Origin of the sequence: Paenibacillus harenae (assembly GCF_030812415.1) — a bacterium.
In the GTDB taxonomy this organism is placed as follows: Bacteria; Bacillota; Bacilli; order Paenibacillales; family Paenibacillaceae; genus Pristimantibacillus; species Pristimantibacillus harenae_A.
The window spans coordinates 724,564-748,812 of the sequence record NZ_JAUSST010000001.1 but is presented as its reverse complement, the minus strand read 5'-3'; the positions used below and the strand labels follow the sequence as shown (position 1 = coordinate 748,812).

Annotated in this window: 17 protein-coding genes; 15 read left to right on the top strand and 2 right to left on the bottom strand. The window is 52.7% G+C overall.

Features of this window, described 5'->3' with window-relative positions:
• The first annotated feature begins 4 nt into the window (after positions 1–4).
• Positions 5–133 (top strand): hypothetical protein, encoded by a 129-nt coding sequence (locus J2T14_RS03590; protein WP_307202249.1) that lies wholly within the window; start codon positions 5–7, stop codon positions 131–133.
• A 37-nt stretch (positions 134–170) separates the two neighbouring features.
• Complete coding sequence (locus J2T14_RS03585) at positions 171–815, top strand: HNH endonuclease (protein WP_307467804.1); 645 nt, start codon at positions 171–173, stop codon at positions 813–815.
• 66 nt (positions 816–881) lie between these two features.
• On the opposite strand, the gene J2T14_RS03580 is transcribed toward J2T14_RS03585, so the two are convergent.
• Positions 882–1,664: an AraC family transcriptional regulator gene (locus J2T14_RS03580; RefSeq protein ID WP_307467801.1), complete on the bottom strand. Its 783-nt coding sequence runs from the start codon at positions 1,662–1,664 to the stop codon at positions 882–884.
• 66 nt (positions 1,665–1,730) lie between these two features.
• Complete coding sequence (locus tag J2T14_RS03575) at positions 1,731–2,735, bottom strand: substrate-binding domain-containing protein (protein ID WP_307467798.1); 1,005 nt, start codon at positions 2,733–2,735, stop codon at positions 1,731–1,733.
• Positions 2,736–3,265: 530 nt separating this feature from the next.
• Between J2T14_RS03575 and J2T14_RS03570 the strand changes: the two genes are divergently transcribed.
• The 13 genes from J2T14_RS03570 (at position 3,266) to J2T14_RS03510 (ending at position 24,224) form a co-directional block, all read left to right on the top strand.
• On the top strand, positions 3,266–4,627 hold the full coding sequence (locus J2T14_RS03570) for an ABC transporter substrate-binding protein (protein WP_307467795.1): 1,362 nt from the start codon (positions 3,266–3,268) through the stop codon (positions 4,625–4,627).
• A 99-nt stretch (positions 4,628–4,726) separates the two neighbouring features.
• Entirely contained in the window at positions 4,727–7,645 is a 2,919-nt protein-coding gene (locus J2T14_RS03565; protein WP_373458107.1) for an extracellular solute-binding protein, read from the top strand.
• A 15-nt stretch (positions 7,646–7,660) separates the two neighbouring features.
• Positions 7,661–8,566, top strand: a complete 906-nt coding sequence (locus tag J2T14_RS03560) for a carbohydrate ABC transporter permease (protein WP_307202237.1) — start codon at positions 7,661–7,663, stop codon at positions 8,564–8,566.
• A 4-nt stretch (positions 8,567–8,570) separates the two neighbouring features.
• Positions 8,571–9,437 carry a carbohydrate ABC transporter permease gene (locus J2T14_RS03555; protein ID WP_307202365.1) on the top strand — a complete coding sequence of 289 codons (867 nt, stop codon included), beginning with the start codon at positions 8,571–8,573 and terminating at the stop codon, positions 9,435–9,437.
• A 13-nt stretch (positions 9,438–9,450) separates the two neighbouring features.
• Entirely contained in the window at positions 9,451–10,953 is a 1,503-nt protein-coding gene (locus J2T14_RS03550; protein WP_307467789.1) for an NHL repeat-containing protein, read from the top strand.
• Positions 10,950–11,570 carry a Yip1 family protein gene (locus tag J2T14_RS03545; RefSeq protein WP_307467786.1) on the top strand — a complete coding sequence of 207 codons (621 nt, stop codon included), beginning with the start codon at positions 10,950–10,952 and terminating at the stop codon, positions 11,568–11,570. The genes J2T14_RS03550 and J2T14_RS03545 overlap by 4 nt, the downstream gene beginning before the upstream one ends.
• A gap of 15 nt (positions 11,571–11,585) precedes the next feature.
• Positions 11,586–14,165 carry a DUF5696 domain-containing protein gene (locus tag J2T14_RS03540; protein WP_307467781.1) on the top strand — a complete coding sequence of 860 codons (2,580 nt, stop codon included), beginning with the start codon at positions 11,586–11,588 and terminating at the stop codon, positions 14,163–14,165.
• Positions 14,162–15,061 carry a carbohydrate ABC transporter permease gene (locus tag J2T14_RS03535; protein ID WP_307467778.1) on the top strand — a complete coding sequence of 300 codons (900 nt, stop codon included), beginning with the start codon at positions 14,162–14,164 and terminating at the stop codon, positions 15,059–15,061. Before J2T14_RS03540 ends, J2T14_RS03535 begins: the two co-directional genes overlap by 4 nt.
• Before the next feature lie 29 nt (positions 15,062–15,090).
• Complete coding sequence (locus J2T14_RS03530; protein WP_307467774.1) at positions 15,091–16,098, top strand: carbohydrate ABC transporter permease; 1,008 nt, start codon at positions 15,091–15,093, stop codon at positions 16,096–16,098.
• A 64-nt stretch (positions 16,099–16,162) separates the two neighbouring features.
• Positions 16,163–17,194 (top strand): glycosyl hydrolase, encoded by a 1,032-nt coding sequence (locus J2T14_RS03525; RefSeq protein ID WP_307467771.1) that lies wholly within the window; start codon positions 16,163–16,165, stop codon positions 17,192–17,194.
• A 94-nt stretch (positions 17,195–17,288) separates the two neighbouring features.
• Positions 17,289–19,856: a beta-mannosidase gene (locus tag J2T14_RS03520; RefSeq protein WP_307467769.1), complete on the top strand. Its 2,568-nt coding sequence runs from the start codon at positions 17,289–17,291 to the stop codon at positions 19,854–19,856.
• A 96-nt stretch (positions 19,857–19,952) separates the two neighbouring features.
• Positions 19,953–22,238, top strand: coding sequence for a DUF5060 domain-containing protein (locus tag J2T14_RS03515; protein ID WP_307467767.1), 2,286 nt, complete (start codon positions 19,953–19,955; stop codon positions 22,236–22,238).
• A 39-nt stretch (positions 22,239–22,277) separates the two neighbouring features.
• The gene (locus J2T14_RS03510) at positions 22,278–24,224 is read left to right on the top strand and encodes a cellulase family glycosylhydrolase (RefSeq protein ID WP_307467764.1); all 1,947 of its coding nucleotides are present in this window, start codon (positions 22,278–22,280) and stop codon (positions 24,222–24,224) included.
• Positions 24,225–24,249 lie beyond the last annotated feature (25 nt).

Sequence of the window (24,249 nt, the reverse complement as noted above, 5' to 3'; positions counted from 1 at the left end):
CAGAATGGGTGTACCAACTGGCGTTTGGATTGCCGCAGCCATTATCGTAGCGCTATTGTGCTGGATGACGTTCTGGGTAACGAACAAAGCATACTCCAAAAAATGGGATGACCATGAGGAAGACAAACTATAAAGCGGGCGATAGCAGGCCGCCGTCTGGAGCTGTAAATATGGATGAGCTTGAACAGGTGCAGGAGACGCTTCGTCCAGGCACGCATAAGAATTGCTCGCATTGCGGCCAGAGCAAGCCGCTAACCGAGTTTTTGCGAAGAACGGGCAAGCGTTCGGGTCCCGGATCCAGACGCGGGGCATGCAGAGATTGCCGAAAGCTGCGAGCGTCCGAACAAAGTCCCGCGAGTGCGGTTAGCTCTGCGCCGAAAGTAAAACATAGGTCGCTGCCATCACCAGTATTACCGCCAACGCCGCTATTACCGTCAATGCCTGTGAGCGACGAAATCATGCTTAAACCGACGCGCAAAGGGTTTATATGGATGCGGGGTTTGACGGATAGAGGCCGGAGATGGCATCAGGAGATCGAGCTGGAGCTGGCGAATTTGCTTGTAAAGGAACAGATGGCCGTTATCGTCAACCGCCATACGATTCGCCGACTCTTCAGCAACAAAGCGTTCCGCCAATATATTCTTGCAAGAGACCGTCATATTTGCTATTTCTGCGGGGAGTTCGGCGATACGATCGACCATAAGCTTCCACGGGCCAAAGGCGGCCATACGACGCCAGTCAACTGTGTATGCGCTTGCAATTCATGCAATCAATCGAAGGCCGATCAAGACATCGAGTCGTTTATGAACAATTGATTAGCCGATTTCCGCGAACGGTCCTTCTTCGTGAAGGACAACCCCTTATTTTCCCCGTTTTAAGCGTTAATTTTTAACTAGGCTGCCCCGGAATTGCCGCGGTGACAATCCTTTCGTTTTTTTGAAAATTTTCGAGAACAATAACGGATCGTTATAACCGACCGATCTGGATATGTCGCCGATCGACAGTTCGCTATGCTCGATCAGCTCGCAAGCCTTGTTGATGCGATACAGGATTAAGTAATCCTGTATGCTGAAGCGGATGCTCGCCTTGAATATCGAGCATAGATAGCTTCGATCCAGCCCAATTACATAGGCGATGCGGGATACGCTGATTTTGCTGGCATAATTCAATTCGATGAAGTCGATCACTTGCTTGACGTATTGTTCCTTCCGATTCTCCTTCTTATCGGCCGCCAGCCGTGCCGACCCCGTCTCAACGAGCAGCGAAAGCAGCATATACAGCAGGCCGGTCAGCCTCAGATCGCGCGAGCGGCTTAAATCCTTGGAATGGATGATCTGCTCCATATAGCGATATAGCAGATCATCTCTGTCGTAGGTGAAGATCGGTGAAGCAGGCGTCAGTTTGGCCTGATTGAGAAACGACTCCGCCTGAGCCCCATGGAAGCCGAGCCAGCAGTAATGCCATGGCTTGGCCGAATCCGCTTTGTAATAGGTTATCTCGCCTGGACAGATCAGGAAACCTTGTCCTCTTCGCAGCCGGTAAGAATGCCCTCCCGATTCGAAGACTCCCTCTCCGTCTAACACATAATAAAGGAGATAATAATCGCGCACATCCGGTCCGTGAAAGTGTCCGGGCAAGCATTGCCGGGCGCCGTACTGATTCAATTGAAGATCGGCATGCTTCACGTTTCGAGAAAGATATTCAATGATAGCGCATCACCTCGCATTGACTCAATCTCTGATAATGACGTCGGCTTGAATCAATATTTTCTCATAGCTTGTGTTCGGATTCAGGATGCGCCATAGCAATTGATCGACCGCTCGCTTGCCTAGCAGCTCCTTGTCGATATTGGCTGTAGCCCAGATCGGAAGATCGGGATGCGTGTTGTCGAAACCGGTACAGATCAGGTTGTCGGGAACAGTAATATTCATCTGACCGAACTGGAAGAGGATATTCGATACGGAAATGTCGTTTGTGCAAATGAATGCTTCCGGAAGCCCGTGCTGCCTGATTGCGATCGGGAACGTTTCATGGAACAAGTCAATATCTGGACTGATAAGCGACGGAATTTGCTTGAGTTCTATGTCATGGTCCTCAAGCGTAGCGCGAAAGCTCAGATATCGTTCATAGAAGCTCGGAGCATCCTTAATGTTGCCGACGAATTGGAAATCCCGATAGCCTTTGCGTATCGCCGCCGTCGTGATCTCCCGCATGCTGGACATATTGTCCGCGAAGATCGAGTCGCTCTTGAACGCGGGGTCGTAATGGTCGACCATCATGACAGGAATGCCAAGCCTCTTGATCTCAAGCAGGATCGGCGTCGAAATAGAGCCGACCGTAATGATGCCCATGATGGCTTCCGGATTAAGCAGGGAGAACACGGAATCGTCCTTCGGCTCGGTCAACGTAAGGATGTTGATCCCTTTCTGATCGAGACGAGTGGAAATTCCGTTAATGATCGGCCCCCAATAAAGAGATTCCGTATTCTGATAGCGAATATTCGGGAACAGCACGAGGACGGTACCCGACCAGTCGCGCGTATTCAAATCGGCTAGTTCATTCGATACCGGCGCATTCGGAGATTCCTTGAAATAACCTAGCTGCGCAGCTGCTTTCAATATGCTTTCGCGTGTCTGGGGGCTGACGCCGGATTTGCCGGATAGTCCGCGGGAAACGGCGAATTTGGATAACCCGGTATAGTCAGCGATAGCTTGAATGGTCACTTTACCTTTCACGACATCATCCTACTTTGGTTAGTATAGTTGGTTGGTTTCGGTATACAACTTTAATCATTCTAACTGATTGGACGAGCGAGTAAAACCTTCTTTTTAGAGAAAAGTGAGGTAATGCCATAACGTTTAGCTCATTCGGACGGAAAACAAAACCTATTTTTTGTTTCGAGCGCACCAAAACTTGTTATTGTTTGTTTTGTTATTTTTGTTATGTTATTAAAGATAGCATCAAACGGCTTAATACACAAGGGGGTAAAGGCTACAAGAATAAGTATACTGCGTACTTTTTTATATAGAACTATTAAAATAACATAAAAAACAATTGACCGTTTTGGAAAACGATGTTAGAGTTTGTTATGTGATATAAAACATTTTTAATAACATAAGAAAGGTTGATGTCCTAACAAACAAGTTCGAATCCGTTTTTTTATTTTTTTAGGTCAGCTTTGCAAGCGCTTTATTTCTAAAGCATTTCGCGTGTGTGAACGCTGATGAGTACCAACTGATGAACAATAAAATTGGGAGGTTCTGCGATGAGAAAGATGAAAGGGTTTACAATTTTAGTATTGGGTCTAATGCTTCTATTAACGGCTTGCGGCGGCGGAAATAACGGCGGCAATAACGAGGCGACAACCCCTCCGGCAAGCGATGCGACGAACGCACCAGTAGCAGAAGCAACAGATGCACCTGCCGCTGAGCCGGTCGATATGGGCGGACGCGTTATTAAGGTAGCCTCTTGGTGGGACTTGAAGCCAGCTGGTAACACAGCTTCCGAGAAAGCGCGCCTCGAAAAAATCGCAGAAGTTGAGAAAAAATACAATATGAAATTCGAATTTGTAAACGTTCCTTTTGAAGAATATATGCCTAAATTTACAGCATCTGTGCTCGGCGGCGAGCCATTCGCCGACATCCTCCAAATGGAGTACAAATCCGCACTGCCAGCCATTCTGAAAGGCCAACTGCTTAAAGTCAGCGAGTTCACAACAGCAGCTAACAACATTAACGGCGAAGCAAACCTGTTGGCGAAAACACCTCCGGTCGCCGGAGAAGATTACGGCTTCGAAAGCCCGGGTACTTACGGCATAGGCTTGCATTACAACCGCGACTTGTTCCAGAAGCTTGGCCTTCCCGATCCGAAAGAGCTGTACGAAAGCGGCCAATGGAACTGGGATAAATTCCTGGAAGTCGCGAAGCTTGCAACGAAAGACAACGACAACGACGGCAAGATCGACACTTACGGATTTTCCGGTTGGGCGCTGGACGTGTTCCGCAACTTCACTTATGCGAACGGCGGGTTCGTCGTTGACGAAACGGCGAAGACGCAAGGCTTCACCGATCCGAAAACGATCGAAGCGGCAGAGTTCGTTAACCGCATGTATAACGTAGATAAAGTCGTTCGTATCAAAGGCAGCAACAAAACGGCTTGGGATGAATACAACACGTTCAAAGACGGCGACGTTGCGATGTTCATTACGGCAGCTTGGAACCTTGGCGGCCTGACGTTTGATCTTGGCGTCGTTCCGATGCCGACAGGACCGCAGGGCGATCCTTCTATTACATTTGCCGACAATGCGCTTAACGCGAAATTTATACCGAAAGGCGTAGCAGACGCACAATTGGTATACCAAGTTTGGGAAGAAACGTACGACATCCCGCAAACAGAGGAATTCCCAAGCCAAGAATGGCTGGAAGGCATCTATACGCATGAGGATGACATCTTGATTACGCGCGATCATATTAGCGGTACAGGCAAAGTGCTGCTTGACGATTCATTCCCTGAATTCCCTACGGGCTTGTTCGTAGAGGACATTATCGTTAATAACCAATCGGTAACGGCAACGGCGGAGAAGGTTAAACCTCTTGCTGAAGCTTCCATCGGAAAGCTCGGCCAATAATCGAAGCATCACATAAGGCGTAACGGTTGGGGGATGTCGGGTGCGACCTCCCCCACTGTCATGAATATAGCCTAAGGAGGACCTCTGGTGATAAGCAATATGCGGCTTACTCATTTAGCTGGAAAGATAGTGCTCGCTGTTATGGCGTTAATCATTATGCTGCCGATCGGAACAACCTTGCGAACGAATGCAAGCCCAGACGCCGCATCATCAGATGAACAGGCCCAAGGCAGCGTCGCCAAGCAATCGGCTTATAACGAACGAAGGTACGTGCAATATTTGTCCGAATTCGAAGGGGAAGCCAGGCCGAAGCAAGAGATCGTGCTGGAAGGGGCGGATTTCAGCCGCACCGAAGGAGACGGCTTCGAGAAGCTGGAGCAGTTCGAGGGAATGGATGGAACTTCGCTGATGACCGGGGAATCCGGCACGGTGGAGTGGAGCGTTCAGATTGCCGAAGAGGGGCTGTACAACCTGTCATTGCTTTATTATCCGGTAGAAGGGAAGAGCTCGGCGATCGAACGTTCGCTTACGATCGACGGAGAGCGACCGTTCCGAGAAGCGGCTTTCCTGCAGTTCGACCGTATTTGGAGCAATCAGAAGGAAGAGCTCGTGAGAGATAATCAAGGTAACGAGCTGCGTCCGAAGCAGATCGAGAAACCAAGATGGAGCGAGAAGCTGTTCCGAGACTCCGACGGCTATGAGAACGAGCCGTTCCTATTTTACTTATCGCAAGGAACGCATACGATTGCCCTGGAATCGACCCGGGAGCCTATGGTAATAAAGCAATTGAAAATTTTCCAGCAGACAACGCCAATGTCTTATGAAGATAGGGTTAAGCAGTATGACGCTGACGGCGTAAAGCCGACTACGGGAAAGCTGATTACAATTGAAGGGGAAGCGTCGACCGCCAAATCCTCGCCTACCTTGTATCCTTTGAGCGAACGTTCAAGTGCTGCGGTCTATCCATACAGTGCTTCAAAAATAAAAATCAACACGATCGGCGGCTACAACTGGCGTCTTCCGGGCCAATGGATTGAATGGGAAGTCGACGTTCCGGAGACCGGACTTTATAAGATTGCGTTCAAGTCGCAGCAAAACTACGTCAGAGGCATCTATTCAACCCGCAGATTGACGATTGACGGCGAAGTGCCGTTCAAGGAGATGGAGAAGGTCGCTTTCCGTTATAAGGGCGGTTATCGCATGGATGTTATGGGCGGCGACGAGCCGTATCTCTATAGCCTTGAGAAAGGCAAGCATACGATTCGGATGGAGGTTAGCCTAGGCGAATTCGCTCCGCTCATCCGCGAGGTGGAAGAGAGCCTTTATAACCTCAACGACATGTATCGCAAAATATTGATGATTACGGGTACGAAGCCGGATGAATTCCGAGACTACCAGCTTGATAAGAAAATCGACAATCTGCTTGAGGTATTCGGGGCAGAGAGCGAACGACTGAAGCGTATTTCGAAGCAGCTGGTTGCGCTCTCCGGCCAATCGAGCGATCAGGAAGCGCTGCTTAAGACGATGGCGCTGCAGCTCGACGAGATGATCGACAAGCCCGAGAGCGTATCGAAGCGACTCGGCGCTTACAAGACGAATACGGGCGGTCTCGGTACTTGGGTGCAGCAGGCCAGACAACAGCCGCTGGAATTCGATAGCATCTATATCGCCTCGCCAGACAAGAAGTTTCCGAAGAAGGGCATGAGCTTCTTATCGAAGTTGAAGCATGAAGCTTCGACCTTCATGCATTCCTTCTTCACCGATTACAACCAGATCGGCAACATAACGGATAAGGCGGATCAACGTTCCGTAACGGTATGGATCGGAAGCGGCCGCGACCAAGCGAACACGATCAAAGCGATGATCGACGAGACGTTCACATCGGCTACCGGCATAAATGTCAATCTGAAGCTGGTCAATATGGGCACGCTCCTTCCGGCGACACTGGCCGGTCAAGGCCCCGACGTGGCGATGCAGATCGAGAACGATATTCCCGTCAACTACGCGATGAGGAACGCGTCCGTCGACTTGACTCAATTCGCCGACTTTAATGAAGTGAAGGATCGTTTCCGATCAAGCGCGCTCGTTCCGTACAGCTATCAAAGCGGCGTCTATGCGCTGCCGGAGACGCAGACGTTCAATATGCTCTTCTACCGCAAGGACGTGCTGGAAGAGTTGGAGCTCGACGTTCCGAAGACATGGGACGACGTATCCAATCTTCTAGCCGTACTAAGCAAAAACCATATGCAATTCGGCTTGCCGGTCGTTGCCCAAGCAGCCGTCCAAGGCCAAAACATACCGCCAAACTCCATGTATGCAACACTGCTTTACCAGAATGGCGGACAGTTCTATCGCAACGACGGCAAGGAGTCCGACTTGGATTCACGGATCGGCATCGAGACGTTCAAGCAATGGACGGAGTTCTATACCGACTATAAGCTGGAGCGCGAATACGACTTCGCCAATCGCTTCCGTACCGGACAGATGCCGATCGGCATCGCGGACTATACGACGTATAACCAGCTCTCCGTTTTTGCGCCGGAAATCCGCGGCATGTGGGGCTTCGCGCCCGTACCGGGTACGGTTCAGAAGGACGGAGCGATCGACCGTACCGTACCAAGCGGCGGCAGCGGCGTCGTCATGATGAACGCGGCCGAAGATAAGGATGCGGCGTGGGAGTTCATGAAATGGTGGACGAGCGAAACGACGCAGACGACGTTCGGCCGCGAGATGGAAGGGCTCATGGGCGCGGCGGCCCGTTATCCGACCGCTAATATTAAAGCGCTCGACAGTCTGCCATGGCCGGTTGCCGATTACGAGAACTTGAAAGAGCAGTTCGAATCCGTGAAGGGCGTGCCGGAAGTGCCGGGCGGCTACTTCACAGGCCGCCATCTGTTCAATGCTTTCTATAAGTCGGTCGTCGGCGCCGTAGAAGCGCGAGAGTCGATTATGGACTATGTCCAATACATGCATGACGAAATTCGCACGAAACGGAAAGAGTTCGGACTACCGCAATAAGGGGGAGGGTTAAGCGTGCAAAATTGGTTGAGCCTGAAATTGCGGGAAGCGAAAGCCAATAAGCATTCGTATATTTTGCTGGCGCCGTACATGCTGCTGTTCACGGTATTTACGGTATTGCCGGTCTTGATTTCGATTGTTCTGAGCTTTACGTACTTTAATATGTTGGAATTTCCGAGGTTTATCGGCTGGCAGAACTATACGCGGCTGTTTCTTGAAGACGACGTCTTCCTGATCGCGGTGAAGAACACGATTCTGTTCGCCGTCATCACGGGCCCGATAAGCTACATTGCCTGCTTCGTATTCGCCTGGATTATCAATGAGCTGTCGCCGAAGCTGAGAGCAATCATGACGCTTGTGTTCTACGCGCCGTCGATCTCCGGCAACGTGTTCTTCATCTGGCTGATGATCTTCTCTGGCGATCGTTACGGTATCGCGAACGGCTTGCTCATTAAGCTCGGCATTATTCTCGAGCCGCTGCAATGGCTGAAGACGGAAGCATACGTGCTGCCGATCATCATTCTTGTGCAGCTGTGGCTGAGTCTCGGTACAGGCTTCCTCGCTTTCATCGCGGGCTTGCAGACGGTTGACAGCACGCTGTACGAGGCTGGAGCGGTCGACGGCATCAAGAACCGCTGGCAGGAGTTGTGGTATATTACGCTGCCTTCCATGCGTCCGCAGCTCATGTTCGGCGCGGTTATTCAACTGACCTCGGCGTTCGCCGTCGCCGACGTATCGATTGCGCTTGCGGGTTTCCCGAGCGTCAATTACGCGGCGGAGACGATCGTTACGCATCTGATCGACTACGGCACCACAAGGTTCGAGATGGGCTTCGCTTCTTCCATTGCGACGGTGCTGTTCATGATTATGGTCGGAACGAACATCCTTGTACAAAAACTTCTTCGTAAGGTGGGTGAATGAGCTGATGACGTTCTCGTTTCGACTTCGCAAGAAGCGGGTCAACCGCTCGTTCTGGGGCAGCTTCTCGCTATTTGCACTGTTGACCTTATTCGGCGCATTCATGATCCTGCCGCTTGTCTATGCCATCAACAACGCATTCAAGCCGCTGGATGAAATCTTTATGTTCCCGCCGACGTTGTTCGTTCGCAACCCGACGATGAACAACTTTGTCGACTTGATCAATTTGCTCGGCAATTCGTGGGTGCCGTTCTCCAGATATATTTTCAATACCGTGTTTATTACGGGCATGGGCATTATCGGGCATGTGCTGCTGGCGTCAGCCGCCGCTTACCCGCTTGCCAAGCATAAATTTCCGGGCAAAGGCTTTATGTTCACGATCGTTGTCCTATCGTTAATGTTCACGCCGGCCGTAACGGCCATTCCGACGTACATGATCATGTCATGGATCGGACTAATCGACACGTATTGGGCGGTCATTATTCCGGCATTCGCTTATTCGCTGGGCTTATATCTAATGAAGCAATTTATGGAGCAAATTCCCGATGTGCTGCTCGAGGCGGCCAAGATCGACGGAGCGAGCGAGTATCGCATCTTCTGGACCATCGTCATGCCGAACGTGAAGCCCGCGTGGCTAACGCTCATCATCTTGCTGTTCCAGATTCTTTGGGGCAGCGACGGCAATGGCTTCATCTACAGCGAGCAGCTCAAGTCGCTGCACTTCGCGGCGAATCAGATCGTACAGGGCGGTATCGCCCGGGCCGGAGCGGCGGCTGCCGTGGCGCTCATTCTCATGAGCGTGCCGATTACGCTGTTCGTATTCTCGCAGAGCCGCATTATCGAGACTATGGCCACTTCAGGAATGAAGGATTAAGGAGGGACGGCACTTGACAGCGAAAAAATGGTTTCTCGTAGTCGCGGCGGCTTCCCTACTGTTCATTAACGCAGCGCCCGCGCCGGCGTACGCTTCGTCTACGCCTTATGAGAGCTACAATTACAACTACTGGGAGGAAGCCGTTCCCGCGCCCGCGGCCTATGTGCCGGGTCGCGTCATATCCGGCAAGGACCTCGGCGTTGGCGACTTCGTCGAACCGGCCGATATGGTCGTGGACGACAAAGGTCTCGTCTATGTGGTCGATAGCGGCAACAACCGTATCGTGCGCATCGACGAGAAATGGCAGGTGCAGGATGTCATTTCCGGCTTCAGCAATGACGGTAAGGAGGACGGCTTTAAGAACCCGACCGGCATGTACGTGGACGGAGACGGCATGATGTACATCGCCGATACGGATAACGGACGGGTCGTCATCCTGGATAAGGACGGCAGCCTGATTCGATTCATCGAGCAGCCGAAGTCCGACATATTGGCGAGCGACTTCAAGTTCGCGCCGCTTAAGGTAACGGTCGACAAGGCGAAGCGCGTATTCGTCATCGCTCAAGGGATGTTCGAGGGCATTATGCAATTCGATCCGGACGGGGAGTTCATCGGCTTCGTCGGAACGAATAAAGTGCAGCGCGATTATACGGAGTTTTTCTGGAGGCTGTTCTCGACGAAAGCGCAGAAGGCGCAGATGATCTTATTCATCCCGACCGAGTTTTCCAATATCGACATCGACGCCAAAGGGTTCGTCTACGCGACGAATATCGATCCCGGCTCGCAGGAGCCGGTCAAGCGGCTTAACCCTTCCGGCGAGGATGTGCTGAAGCGTTACGGCTACTTCCATGTGAAGGGCGATATTTTGTACCGTCTTTCTGTGGGCCCTTCGAAGCTGGTCGATGTGAAGGTGCAAGAGAATGGCATGTACAGCGTACTCGATTCCAATCAAGGCAGAATCTTCACGTATAACGACGAGGGCGATTTGCTCTACGTTTACGGCGGCAAGAGCAATCAAGCCGGAACGTTCAAGACGCCGGTCGCCATCGAGAGCGCCGGCGACAGCAGGCTCGTGCTCGACAGGGGCAAGAGCAACATCGTCCTCTTCAAGCCGACGAAGTTCGGTCTAAAGGTTAACGAAGCGGTTACGCTGCACCACAACGGCGAAGACAAGCAAGCCGTACCGGTATGGGAAGAAGTGCTTCGGCTGAATTCCAACTACGATATTGCCTACATCGGCATCGGCAAATCGTTGCTGATGGAGAAGCGGAATAAGGAAGCGCTTGAGTATTTCAAGCTCGGCATGGACCGCGATGGCTATTCGGTCGCCTACAAGCGCTATCGGAGGGAATTCATGAAGGAGCACTTCGGCAATTTCTTGTCGGTGCTTGTCGCGCTTGCAGCAGCATGGTTCGCATTCAAGCTCTATCGCATGGTTAGCCGCAAGCGCAAGCTTAAGCTTAATAAGCCGGCAGCAGGCGGCGGGCCGAACTCAGGGGAGGGCAAAGCGCTATGAAGCAAGATTTTATCAAGTTTCCGCTGCATCTGATCGTGCATCCGTTCGACGGCTTCTGGGATATGAAATACGACGGCAAAGGCAAAGTGCGCGTCGCTTTGTTCATCCTGGCTCTCGTCGTCGTGTCGGTCATTTTGCAAAACCAGTTCGCGGGTTTTCTCGTCAACTACAATGATCCGAGGTATTTGAACAGCTTGACGCAGCTCGTCACGATCGTATTTCCGTTTTTCCTGTGGTGCGTCTCGAACTGGGCTATCACGACGCTTATGGACGGAGAAGGCAAATTCAAGGAAATCGTCATGGCAACCGGCTACGCGCTTCTGCCGCTCGTGCTGATCTACGTGCCGTTGACGATCGCGAGCCGCTTCATGGTGCAGGAAGAGACGGCATTTTACTACTTGTTCAATTCGATCTCGACGATATGGTTCATCGGCTTGCTGTTCGTAGGCACGATGACCGTCCACCAATATTCGGCGTTCAAGACGATCGTCACGATGGTGCTGACCGTTATCGTCATGGGTATAATCGTGTTCCTTGGCACGCTCGTCATGAGCATGATGCAGCAAATCATTGAATTTATCGTCAACATTTACCGAGAACTTACTTTCCGTACGTAAAGGAGGCCGCATCAAGTGAAAAACAGAAAGATTCTCGTTGCGGCGTCGGCCTGTGCTGCAGCTATAATCATCATTGCCGTCGTGCTCTTGCTTGTGATCGATCGCGGCGTGAAGGCAGTCGACACAACCTCTTACTTGGAAACTACTGCCGAGCTGGAAGCCGGAAGCGAGCTGAAGGCGCTGCCGGATTCGTCGCAAGGCGTGCCGGGAATGAAGCTTGTGGCGGATAACGCGGAGCTGTCGCTCTACTTCAATCCCGAGACGACGGAGGTCGCAGTCAAGGATAAGCGTCAGAACCGGGTGTGGTACACCAATCCCGAGAAACGGAATGAGGATACGATCGCTTCTCCATACGAGAAAGAAGTGATGTCCTCGCAAGTATCGGTCCTGTTCCGCGATTCCGTAGGAACGCTGAATACGTTCACCAACTTCGGGAAGAGCATCAGCTCGAAGCAGTTCACGGTAGAGAGCATTGCAAGCGGCGTGCGTATTACGTATACGCTTGGCGATATGTCGCTAGGGATAGACGCGCTGCCGAAATATATAAGCAAAGCAAGAATGGAAGAAAAGCTGGTGTCGAAGCTGGATGCTTCGCAAGCTAGATATGTCTCGACCAGGTATTATCCGAAGGAAGGCAGCCCGGATATATTGGAGCGTCTTGACGAGCAAGTATCGAAGCAGCTCGTGCTTAACAAGATGATTGCCGCATTCCAAGCGGCCGGCTATACCGAGGAGGATCTTGCTTTCGACAACGCGGAGAACGGCGTAACGGGCAGCGGTGGAAGCGACAAGCCGACCTTCACGATTCCGATCGAATATCGACTCGACGGCGGAGAGCTCCTCGTATCCGTCCCAGTCAGCCACATCAAGGAAAGCGGCGCCTTCAAGATCGGCAGCATCGAGCTGCTTAACTTCTTCGGCGCGGCCGATTCGAATACGGAAGGCTATATTTTCGTCCCCGACGGCTCGGGCAGCCTGATTAACCTGAACAACGGCAAGGTGAAGGAAGAGCAATACGTGCAGAAGGTATACGGCTTCGACCCGAACGACAACAGCTGGCGGCGCGGTCAAGTGACCGAGAGCGCGAGAATGCCGGTATTCGGCATGAAAGCGGGCGACGCGGCTTGGTTCGCGGTTATCGAGAAGGGCGACGCCATTGCAAGCATTGCGGCCGATGTGAGCGGACGCAAAAACGGCTACAACTACGCCTATACGTCGTTCGCCCTTCGCGGCGAAGATGAGCTTGAGCTGTATACGGGGGCTACGATTCAAGAAATTGAGCTGCTCAACGAGCAAATCTATACCGGCGATATTCAGGTTCGGTACAGCTTTCTGCCAAGCGAGCAGGCAAGCTATTCCGGCATGGCGGAGCATTACAGAGAGAAGCTCGTCAAGGAACAATCGCTTCAGCCGCTTAGCGGCGAGAAGGCATTGCCGTTTTACCTTACGATTACGGGTTCCGTTGACAAAAGAAAGTCGATGCTAGGCGTACCTTACGACTCTGTCGTATCGATGACAAGCTTCAAGGAAGCGTCGCAAATAGCAATGCAGCTGAAGCAGGACGGCGTTGACCGGCTTATGATGCGCTACTCCGGCTGGTTCGGCAAAGGCGTCAACCATAAGACGCCGGTCAAGCTGAAGACGGATGACGTGCTTGGCAGCAAACAAGACCTTGCAGCGCTCGCGAAGCAGCTCGAGGATGCGGGCGGCATGCTCTTCCCGGACGTCGCTTTCCAGCAAATGTATCATGACGACGGCGGCTTCGCTCCATCGTCCGATGCAGCCAGGTTCGTTACCCGCGAAGAGGCGGAGCTGTATCCCTACAACCGGGCTTTGAACCGGATGGATATGTTTCTTGGCACTTATTATCTGCTATCGCCGGCGAAGCTGCCGTACTACGTTGACAAGTTCATGAATCAATACGACAAGCTTGGCATGAACGGCCTGTCGTTGCGCGATCTTGGCGGCATGCTGGTTTCCGATTATCGCGTAAGCCGGGTGGTGCAGCGCGAAACGGCGAAGGAAATCGTCAAGGAGCAGCTCGGCAAGCTCGACGAGCGCATCCGCGAGACGATGGTTGCAGGCGGCAACTCTTACGCATTCCCGTACGCCGATCATTTGATCGATGTGCCGACCGATTCCAGCGGCTTCCTAATTACGGACGAAGAAGTGCCGTTTTACGAGATGGTCGTGCACGGTTCCGTAGATTATGCAGGCAAAGCGATAAACCTTAGCGACGAGCAGGATACGAAGCTGCAATTGCTGAAGGCAATCGAGCTTGGCGCAGCGCCATACTTCTCCTGGACGTACGAACCGTCGTCGAAGCTGAAGTTCACGCATTTCGACACAAGCTTCTCGACTTCCTACAAGGATTGGTACGACCAGGCGGTTGCAATGTATAAGGAAGCGAACGCGGTACTGGCACCGCTTAGAAGCGAGACGATGATGGAGCATATCCGCCATCAAGAAGGCGTCGTCGAAGTGAAGTACAGCAACGGCAGCTCGATCATTGTCAATTATACGGATCAAGCGGCGACCGTTGGCGGCGTAACGGTAGCCCCTCAACATTATTCGATAGGCGGTGAACAGCCATGAATGGAACGAAGCTTACTTTAGCCCGCAAACGCTCATTGCTCGGAATCGCCTTCATATTGCCTTGGCTGATCGGCTTCGTTCTGCTGTTCGCGGCGCCGCTCTTCCAATCGGTGCAATTCAGCTTCAGCAAGCTGACTGTCGGCCTTAACGGTTTCGAGCTGGAAGGCGTCGGCTGGGACAACTTCAATAACGCGATGTTCGTGGATGCGACGTTCAACCGGATATTGACCCAGTCGGTATCGGAGATGCTGCTTAACGTGCCGATGATCCTGTTCTTCAGCTTGTTCTCGGCAACGCTGCTCAACCAGAAGTTCCGCGGAAGAACGCTCGCGAGAGCGATCTTCTTCCTGCCGGTCATTCTGGCATCCAACGCCATTGCATCGGCGGAATCGGCGGGCCTTATCAACCTCGTTGGCGACGCGAGCGTCGTGAACGAAATGGGCGGATCGACGTCGGAGTACAATATTATGTCGATGGTCATGATTTTGAGCGATATCGGTCTTCCGATCTCGTTCGTCGATTATATCGTCGGGGCGATTATGCGAATATACGAGATTATTACGAGCTCCGGGGTCCAAATCCTCATTTTCCTGGCGGCGCTGCAATCCGTGCCCGGTTCGATGTACGAAGTAGCCAAGATGGAAGGCGCAACGTCATATGAATCGTTCTGGAAAATCACGTTCCCGATGGTTAGCCCGCTCATACTGACGAACATCATTTATACGATTATCGATTCGTTCGCGGGAAGCCCGGTTACCGACGTTATCTTCACGACCGCATTCGAAACGCAAAATTTCGGGCTTAGCTCGGCTATGTCATGGATTTATACCGTTATCGTCGGTATTATTCTCGTCGTGATCGGTTGGATCCTGGCGAAGAGAATCCATTACAACTAAGTTCAAGCGATAGCGAAGGAGGAAATCAGATGGAAGCTAGGACTCCTCAAGCGGTCCCGGGCGAGGCGAACAAATACAGGCTGCAAAAGGCGAGAAACAAATCGGTCGATATTCTGTACTCCGTCTTCCGTTACATGCTTGTCATCGGCATCTCGTTTATTATTATATATCCGCTGCTTATGAAGTTCTCGACGGCATTCAAGGATAAGATCGATATTTACAATCCGACGATTTATATGGTTCCCGTCCACTTCACGCTTGACAACTTGAAGCTGGCGATGGAAATTTTGGACTACTTCCCGCTGCTTGGCAATACGATGCTGTTCGTCGTCGTCACGACGCTGCTAACAGCCGCATCATGCGCGCTGGCCGGCTACGGATTCGCCCGGTTCAACTTCCCGGGCAGCAACGTTCTGTTCGCGCTCGTTATATTGACGATACTCGTGCCAACGGGCACGCTGCTCGTCCCGATGTACTTGCACTTCAGAAGCTTCGATGTGCTCGGGCTGGTGTCGTTGTTCACCGGCAAGGAAGGCGTTAACCTGCTGAATACGTATTGGCCGTCGATTATTACGTCGGCCACGGCGATGGGACTGAAGGCGGGATTGTTTATCTACATTTTCCGCCAGTTTTTCAAAGGGATGCCGAAGGAAATCGAAGAAGCTGCGCTAATCGACGGCGCGGGCGGCATTAAGACGTTTTTGCGCATTATGCTGCCTAACGCGATTCCGCCGATGATTACCGTGATTCTGTTCTGCTTCGTATGGCAATATAACGATACGATTTATACATCGCTGTTCATGAGCGAGACAGCGCTCATGCCGATTAACATCGCATCGCTGCCTGCGCAAGCGAACGCGCTCATTCCAGTGTTGACCGGCGTCGGAACGGGAACGAACGTGAAGGCCGATCCGAACCACGTGGCGCTTATTATCGACACGGGCATTTTGCTCGCTATTATTCCGCTCATTATTTTGTACTTGATCGTACAGCGTTACTTCGTTGAGAGCGTTGAGCGTTCCGGTATTATCGGTTAAGGAAGCGAAACCCGATATAGGCATGAACAAATGAACGATAAGCGATGAATGGGAGAAGCCGCTAATGATAAATACGAACGATCAGGCTCTTTGTCGTGTAGAGCCTAACCTTATTAATCCGAATGCGGAAGACAACGCGAAACGGCTGATGTCCTACTTATGCGACATCTATGGGAAGCGGATGTTGACCGGCCAACAGATTGGCGTCGTTACCTCCCCGGAGGTAGACATCATCTACGAAACGACGGGCAAGTATCCGGCTGTGTACGGCTTCGACTTCATGAACTACTCGCCGTCGCGAACGGAACGCGGCTCTACGTGCAGCGATACCGACATTGCGATCGATTGGTGGAATAACGGGGGCATTGTCACGTTTTGCTGGCATTGGAACGCGCCTAAGGACTTGGTCGATGAGCTGCCGGATCGCAATTGGGACAAAGGCTTCTATACGAACGCAACGACTTTCGACATAGGGAAGGCAATGGCAGACGAATCGTCTGAAGACTATTTGCTGCTCATTAGGGACATTGACGCAATCTCGATCCAGCTGCTGCGCTTGCAAGAGGAAGGCGTACCGGTATTATGGCGTCCGCTGCATGAAGCGTCGGGCGGTTGGTTCTGGTGGGGGGCGAAGGGTGCCGAGCCTTGCGTCAAGCTATGGAAGCTGATGTATGACAGAATGACGAATCTGCATAAGCTGAACCATTTAATATGGGTATGGAACGGGCAGCACGCCGATTGGTATCCGGGCGATGAATTCGTCGATATTATCGGAGAAGATATATATCCGCCGGCGCAGAATTATGAGTCGCAGTCCGAACGATTCCGAACGGCTCAGTCGTATACGAAGATGAATAAGATCATCGCTTTGTCGGAGAATGGCCCGATTCCGGACCCGGATCTGATGGTGCGCGATCAAGCGCCATGGGCTTGGAATTGCACGTGGTACGGCAACTTCGTCTATACGGAGAAGGACGGGCGCAAGCAATATTCAGGCGAATTTACGGAGCTTGCGCAGCTGCTCAAGTTCTACAACCATCCGTTCTCGGTGACGAGGGATGAGGTGCCAGATTTGAGGAGCTATCCGTTGCGCTAACATGTTAGGTAAGTTAGGATAACAGAGAGATAAATAATCGAATGTGTGGTAGGAAGACAGATGTCACAGTTGAAACGCACAACAGGAGGATAAGATGAGAGAAACATTAATGCTAGCAAACAATTGGAAGTTTAAGGCCGTGGAGGATAAAGATTGGCTTCCGGCCGTCGTGCCGGGCTGCGTCCATACGGATTTGCTGAAGAACGGCGTGATCAAGGACCCGTTCTACGCGACGAATGAGCATGATTTACAATGGATCGATAAAATAGATTGGGAGTATGAATCTACTTTCGACGTGCCGCGCACACTGCTTGCCGCATCATCGATAGAGCTCGTATTCGACGGACTCGATACTTATGCGGACGTTTCTGTAAACGGAGTTCATGTGCTGTCGGCGGACAATATGTTCCGGACGTGGCGTGCGGATGTCAAGGCCTATGTGAAAGAGCAAGGCAATAGCCTCCATATCGTGTTCCGTTCGCCGGTGCGAGAAGATCTGCCGAAGATCGACACACTCGGATACAATCTCCCGGCATCGAACGATCAATCGGAGCTTGGCGGACTGGGCGACAATAAAATTAGCATTTTTGCACGCAAAGCGCCTTACCATTACGGTTGGGATTGGGGCCCGCGCTTCGTGACGAGCGGCATTTGGCGGGAGGCAAGACTTGAGGCTTGGTCCGAGAGCGTCATTACGGATCTGTTCGTCGAACAGAACGAGGTGACGGCTGCCGAAGCGCGGCTGACGCTGCATGTCGAGATCGAGTCCGAGCGGGATTGGAACGGTACGCTGAGTCTGAATGCAGACGGCTTGACGTGGGATAGCCAAGTAGCCGTCAAGGTCGGCAAAAACAACGTAAGCGTTCCGGTCGTCATCCCGAATCCGAAGTTATGGTGGAGCAGAGGGCTTGGCGAAGCCTATTTGTACAGCTTCAAGGCGGAGCTGTTCGCGGGCGAGCGGGCTGTTGCAGGCAAGACGGTCCGTACGGGCCTGCGTTCGATCAAGCTCGTCAGAGAGAAGGATGCCGTTGGCGCAAGCTTCTACTTCGAGTTGAACGGCGTGCCTGTCTTCGCGAAGGGCGCGAACCATATTCCGAATGACAGCTTCATTACGGATATCACGGAGGACCGATACAGGCATGAGATTGCTTCGGCCGCAGAGTCGAACATGAATATGCTGCGCATATGGGGCGGCGGCATCTACGAGCAGTCGATTTTCTACGAGCTATGCGATGAGTACGGCATCCTTGTCTGGCAGGACTTCATGTTCGCCTGCAGCATGTACCCGGGCGACGAAGCTTTTCTTGCCAACGTGAAAGCGGAAGCGGAGCAAAACGTGAAGCGGCTTCGCAATCATCCGTCGATCGTATTGTGGTGCGGCAACAACGAGATCGACTCCGCATGGGCGCAATACGACGAGACCGGCGGCTGGGGCTGGAAGAAGGACTACACCGCCGAGCAGCGCGAGAAGATATGGGCGGATTACGAAGCGATCTTCCATCGCATCCTGCCAGAGGCCGTAGAGAGCTATGCTCCCGGCATCGATTATTGGCCGTCCTCGCCGATCGTCTCCGTATCCCGCGACATTAACCAGCATGCGCATCCGCTGACGACGGAGGGCGACGTCCATTATTGGGGCGTATGGCATGCGGTTGAGCCGTTCGAGAACTATAACTTGAAGATCGGACGCTTCATGAGCGAATACGGCTTCCAGTCGTTCCCTGAGTACGATACGGTAATGACGTTCGCTACCGAGCAGGACTTGGCGCTCGATTCGAAGGTTATGCGCGCCCATCAGAAGAACGGCGACGGCAACCGCCTCATTAAGCAATATATGGACATCTATATGAACGAGCCAAAGGATTTTCCTTCCTTCCTGTACATGAGCCAAGTGCTCCAAGCGGAAGCGATGAAGATGGCCATCGAAGCTCATCGCCGCAAGATGCCTTATTGCATGGGCACGCTCTATTGGCAAATGAACGATTGCTGGCCGGTTGCCTCATGGGCGGGCATCGATTACTACGGCAAGTGGAAGGCGATGCAATATTACGCCAAACATAGCTTCGAAGATACGATTCTTTCGTTCGACCGCCCGGAAGACGGAAGACTCGATGTCCATCTCGTAACCGATAGGCTGGATGCGTTAAGCGGTACGTTGAACGTTGCGTTGTACGACTTCAGCGGGGTTCGTCTAAGGGAAGACTCTGCTTCGATTGCCCTGCAGGGCAACAGCGCTGCGGTCGTCTATTCCTTGAACGAAAGCGAATGGCTTGGCGGACGCAAGGCGAGCTCGGTCGTGCTGCACGTGGAGTTTGTTCCGGGCGTTGGCGGAGAGTCTGCAATTAGTAAGCAATTTTACTTCGCAAGCGCGAAGGAGCTGCAGCTCGAGTCGCCGTCGATTACGGTGAAGGAAGTGGCGGGAAGCGCGGGAGCGGCATACGAGCTTACGACGGATAATCTGGCGAAGCAAGTATGGCTGAAGGCCGAGCAAGCCGGCCGCTTCACCGACAACTTCTTCGATCTTATGCCGGGCGTTCCGAAGGTCGTTCAATTCGTGAATCGCGAGGTTGGCGAAGCCTTAAGCAAGCCGGCTGCGCCAGGCGCAATTGCCGTTAGCTCGATGATTGATTACTTGGCCGAAAGCCAGGTCGAAGTCGTATAGACAGATTTGAACAAAAGGCTGGAGACGGGCAATAAGGTTCTCCAGCTTTTTTATTCCATTAGACAGATATTGTATTTGCGCATGAAGGGGGCCGATATGTTTAAATCAAAACGTGCGCTCATTATTGGAGCTTCGATCCTTATTATGATACTAGCGGTTATCGTGGCATGGCAGTTCGCGGAAAGAAGCAATCCCGTTCAGTCGCCGCTCATTGATCTGCCCGATCCGGACGGCGACGCAGGGCCCGAGCTCCTTTCCGTTCACGCAAAGGCGGGGCACGACGAAGCGGAGCCAGATCAAGCAACGGCGCAATCTATCACGATTCCGACCTATGACAAGCTTGAACTGGCACTGGACTTCAAAGCCGTTTATGAGAATCCGTACGATCCGGAGCAAATTGACGTGCGAGCGGTATTCCTTGCGCCAAGCGGCAAGCAGTGGCGCGTTAACGGTTTCTATAACGGAGTGGCCTGGAGGCTGCGGTTCGCGCCGAATGAAAGCGGGAAATGGCGTTACAAGGCAACCGTTACGGATAAGACCGGAACAACCGTTAGCGAAGAAGCGTTGTTCTTTGCGGAGCAGGGCGACAACAAAGGTTGGATTCGCGTGTCCGATAACAACAAACGTTTCTTCGAGTACGACGACGGCTCGTCCCTCTACGGGGTTGGCGTTGCGTATCCGTGGGGAATCACGGAAGATAACTTGACGAAGATCGCGGATAATGGCGGCAACCTTGTTACGTATTGGAACGGCAACTACGACAATGCGGGAATGGGCGGCGGCAAGGAGCAGCTTGAGTCGTTCCCCTCGGGAATAGGCAGCTACGATATGCTGAAGGGATTCCGGATGGATGAGCTGGTCGATTGGTTCGAAGCACGCAATCTGCATATGAATTTCGTGATATGGCCCCATGATTCCTTGGCGGACAAAATCGAGAACTGGCCGGCGACATGGAGGCGCGGTGCGTATTCAGCGCTAGGAGCGGCAGAGGATTTCTACAGCAACGCGGAGATGTGGAAGTATCAGGAGAAGCTGTACCGCTACATTATCGCACGGTGGGGCTACAGCTCGTCTATCGGTATTTGGAACTTGATAACCGAGATTAACGGTACGGACGGCTGGGCGTTCGGCCGCGAAGACGAGGCGAACGCTTGGGTTAAGAAGGTGCACGATTATTTCAAGGCGAACGATCCTTACGGGCATCCAACGATGGGCTCGATGGCAGGCGGAGGAGAGGACTTCTGGGATCATGGCTACAAGACGCTCGACATAGCGGATCGCGAGAACTATTATGATTTGAATTTTGGAGCTTACGCTGAAGATATTCAGACCAGATGGAAGCAGTATGAGAAACCGGTCATGACCGGGGAGACCGGCAACGTGACGGATGCCGAGATCCATCATAACTCGATGTGGTCTTCGCTTGCGAACGGAGCGGCATCCGGTCCGATTTGGTGGGCGCTTGAGAGCTATAACGATGAGATGTATAAGCAAATGAACGTTTTCGCTTCATTCGTTCGGAAGATCGATTTCGCCGAGCTGCGGCAGCCGATCACGATGCAGACGCCGAAGGTCGTCAAGCAATTGGAGCATGAAGCGCTGCTGGAAGATGGAGCCGATGCCGCGGATTGGGCGATGCCCGACTGGCCTGAGGCGAACAAGGACAGCACGGGAGCTTTGTTCAAGCCGGAAGGTGTTGACGGTTCTATCCATACGTCGATGCTGTTCGACGCGGGAAGCTTCTCCCAAGGCTTCCTTCAGCAAGTGGGCGGCAGGTCGGATTGGCAAGGCTATGACGAGCTGCTCGTAGACGTGTATGCCGAATATAAAGGTCCAGAACGGCTAAAGGCAAGACCGGTCCTTATGCCGGACGGTAATTGGACGGAAGGCGATACGGCTAGTGACGCCGTGCTGCGGAACGGTGAATGGACGACTCTGCGCGTGCCGCTGAAGGATGCTCCGGCAGGCTATTGGCGGGAAGGGAAGCAGATTACGGCCGAGCAGCTGGACAAGATCGCCGGCTGGGGCGTAAAAGTGTACGCGAACAGCACCGATAAGGCTGCGGAAGCAGCCGTTATTAAGCTTAGTAATCCTCGTCTTAGCGCAGTTGAGCCGCCAACCGTCGAAATGAACGACAGCGAAGGCTGGGCCATGGTCGGAGAGAAAACGTCGTACGGTTGGCTCGTAAGCGAGAATGGCGCAATAGGAGGGAAAACGGCGGATATGGCGGGGTTCGGGGAAAGCGAGGCTGCCGTAACCTGGTTCGATCCATGGACGGGCGAGGAGGCCGGAACGGCGGTTGTGAAGCCGGTTGATGGTGTCCTTAAACTGACTGCTCCGGCCAGCGAAAGAGCGGATATGGCATTTATTATTGCGCATTAGGATATAAGCTGCAATTATTCAAGGAAGGGGACAGGTGGGATGAGAAAGCTCGGCTTGTCTGCAATTGTGATTGTATGCGCTGCCATCATGCTGGCAGGGGTATGTTTGCCGGTACAGCCGCTCTATGCGGAACAAATAAAGGAGGGAAACGAGATGAATATGCAAGCTTATGTCAATGCGATGCAGCCGGGTTGGAATATGGGCAATACGTTCGACGCAACCGGCTCCGAGACGTCATGGGGCAATCCGTCAACGACCAAGGAATTGATCGAGAGGTTAGCCGGCCAAGGCTACAAGAGCATCCGGATTCCGATTACCTGGAAGCACAGGATGGGAGATGCGCCCGATTACAGTATAGACGGCGCGTTCATGGATCGCATTCAGGAGGTCGTCGATTGGTCGCTGGATGCGGGTTTGTACGTCATGATTAATCTTCATCACGATTCGCATTGGATATTCGATATGGAATCGAACTATGACGACGTGCTAGCCAGATACAAAGCGGCGTGGGTGCAAATCGCGGACCGCTTCAAGGATTACCCGATGGAGCTGATGTTCGAAGGCATCAACGAGCCGCGATTTTCGGATGATTGGGGCAAAGATACGGGGTCGTACTTCGAAATGCTGGACGTCCTGAATACGTCGTTTCATCATGTTGTCCGGAGTTCCGGCGGATCCAATAAGGAGAGGCCGCTCGTGCTGTCGACGTTGACGGCATCCGCTTCGCAGAAGCGGTTGGATGAGCTGAGCAAGACGATCGCCAAGCTGGACGATAACCGGATCATTGCGACGGTTCACTATTACGGCTTCTATCCGTTCAGCGTCAATCTGGGCGGGGTGACAACGTTTAACGAGGAAGCCCGGAATGATCTGATTCAAACGTTCGATCGTGTCCATGCGACATTCGTGGCCAAAGGCATCCCGGTCATTGTCGGGGAATTCGGGCTGCTAGGCTTCGACAAGTCCGTCGACACGATCGAGCAGGGCGAGAAACTCAAATATTTCGAGTACTTGGGTTATTATGCGAAGCAGAAGCAACTGACAACGATGCTTTGGGACAACGGGCAGCATTATGACAGGCGGGCCTTCGAATGGAAGGATCCCGAACTTTATGCCGTAATGGAAGCCGCTCTTAGCGGCCGATCCTCGACTGCGTCTACCGATCAGCTATTCGTAAAGAGGGATGCGGCCGTAACGGATCAAGCGGTCAAGCTTCAACTGAACGGCAACGCCTTCACCGAGCTTCGGCATGGAGACCGTCTGCTTGCGAAGGGAGTCGATTACGAGCTGAACGGCGATTCTCTTACGATTAAAGCAGGCCTAATCGAGTCGCTGCTGACGGAGGCATATGGCGTACAGGGTACTCTTGCCGCTTCCTTCTCGGCTGGCGCAGATTGGCATTTCGATCTCATTCGCTACCATACGCCGATTCTAAGGAACGCGGAAGGAACAAGCGGCGGTCTGTCCATTCCGACGGCTTTCAAGGGCGATCGCCTTGCGACGATGGAGGCCGCTTACGCGAGCGGCGGCAACACTGCCCCGAATGAGTGGACGCCATATAAGGAAATGGCTCATTCCTATAAGCCGGCGTATGACATGAACGAGATTACGCTAACGAAGGAGTTTCTGGAGCAGCTGAAGGATGGGGAAGTAAAGCTGCGGATGCATTTCTGGAGCGGCGAAATAGTCGATTATGCCATTACGAAGACGGGTAGCGCCATCGTCGGCGTTTCGTCGAACGATCCGGAGGCGACCCAGGAACAAGCTGCGGGAGACGCGGGCGAAAATGATCCGTCAACGGAAGGTACGTCCGCTGCGCCGGCAGGCGAGCAATCTTCAGCGTCTGCGGCAGCGGAGGTCGGCGGCGATGATCCATCTGGAAACGGCATGTTGGCGGCTGGCGCAATCGGACTCGCCGTGTTGATGGCTGCGGGAGTGACAGCGGGCATTATCCTGCGGGACCGCAATCGGAGAAGGTTAAAATAAGCGAATGAGCGGAGGAGAAGTCTAG

Excerpts from the sequence above, each read along its gene's own strand:
- J2T14_RS03590 (WP_307202249.1), top strand. The coding sequence starts at position 5 with ATGGGTGTACCAACTGGCGTTTGGATTGCCGCAGCCATTATCGTAGCG.
- J2T14_RS03585 (WP_307467804.1), top strand. The coding sequence starts at position 171 with ATGGATGAGCTTGAACAGGTGCAGGAGACGCTTCGTCCAGGCACGCAT.
- J2T14_RS03570 (WP_307467795.1), top strand. The coding sequence starts at position 3,266 with ATGAGAAAGATGAAAGGGTTTACAATTTTAGTATTGGGTCTAATGCTT.
- J2T14_RS03565 (WP_373458107.1), top strand. The coding sequence starts at position 4,727 with ATGCGGCTTACTCATTTAGCTGGAAAGATAGTGCTCGCTGTTATGGCG.
- J2T14_RS03555 (WP_307202365.1), top strand. The coding sequence starts at position 8,571 with ATGACGTTCTCGTTTCGACTTCGCAAGAAGCGGGTCAACCGCTCGTTC.
- J2T14_RS03545 (WP_307467786.1), top strand. The coding sequence starts at position 10,950 with ATGAAGCAAGATTTTATCAAGTTTCCGCTGCATCTGATCGTGCATCCG.
- J2T14_RS03535 (WP_307467778.1), top strand. The coding sequence starts at position 14,162 with ATGAATGGAACGAAGCTTACTTTAGCCCGCAAACGCTCATTGCTCGGA.
- J2T14_RS03530 (WP_307467774.1), top strand. The coding sequence starts at position 15,091 with ATGGAAGCTAGGACTCCTCAAGCGGTCCCGGGCGAGGCGAACAAATAC.
- J2T14_RS03525 (WP_307467771.1), top strand. The coding sequence starts at position 16,163 with ATGATAAATACGAACGATCAGGCTCTTTGTCGTGTAGAGCCTAACCTT.
- J2T14_RS03520 (WP_307467769.1), top strand. The coding sequence starts at position 17,289 with ATGAGAGAAACATTAATGCTAGCAAACAATTGGAAGTTTAAGGCCGTG.
- J2T14_RS03515 (WP_307467767.1), top strand. The coding sequence starts at position 19,953 with ATGTTTAAATCAAAACGTGCGCTCATTATTGGAGCTTCGATCCTTATT.
- J2T14_RS03510 (WP_307467764.1), top strand. The coding sequence starts at position 22,278 with ATGAGAAAGCTCGGCTTGTCTGCAATTGTGATTGTATGCGCTGCCATC.